1 protein-coding gene is annotated in these 642 nt (G+C 52.8%); it reads right to left on the reverse strand.

Going from position 1 to position 642, the window contains the following annotated elements:
• Positions 1 to 642, reverse strand: a 642-nt coding sequence (locus tag FRY97_RS22605) for a fibronectin type III domain-containing protein (RefSeq protein WP_170254861.1), incomplete at both ends; no start/stop codon positions are given.

Here is a 642-nt window from a genome sequence, read left to right on the forward strand (position 1 = left end):
ATTGTCCTGTGGGGTCAGGGTAGTAGAAGCTGATACGTTGTCCAGGCAGTTGCCACCGTCAGAGTTGGTGTAGTTGCAAGTGTTGCCAGCTTCTGCTTCGATCGTCACAACGTACTCCGTGCCGCCTACTGCTGCAGTAAGGCCAGATACTGTTGTCACATCGCCTGAAGCTACGCCTGTAGCTACAGATGCACCGTCTACGAATACTTCGTAAGTGCCGCCGCAGCCGTCGTCAGTGATGACTACATCGAACTCGCCAGTGGCGTCGATGTCAGGGCAGTAAGGGCTGGTAACATTAGAGATGGCGATCATTGGCTGAGCATTGGTGATGTCCGCGCCAGTGATTGTGCCTTGAGTTGAGGATACATCAGATACGCCACAGTTTGCTGTGATCGCAAACTGATAAGTCGTACCTGGAGTCAAGGTGCCAGGCTCGATAGTCAATGTGGTAGTCACCATATTGACGAAATCGACAACGGGGGCCCCGTTCTCGATGTCCACGGTGTAAGATTGAGCATCAGGAACTGCATTCCAGCTCAAAGTCACCGCGCCGTCACAGCCGTAAAATACGTCTACGTTTGCAGGTGGCGTACACTGTGCATTCAGGTTGAGCCCGAAGAACAGCGCCATCACAAACGATAG

The organism is Phaeodactylibacter luteus (genome assembly GCF_007993045.1).
Taxonomy (GTDB): domain Bacteria; phylum Bacteroidota; class Bacteroidia; order Chitinophagales; family Saprospiraceae; genus Phaeodactylibacter; species Phaeodactylibacter luteus.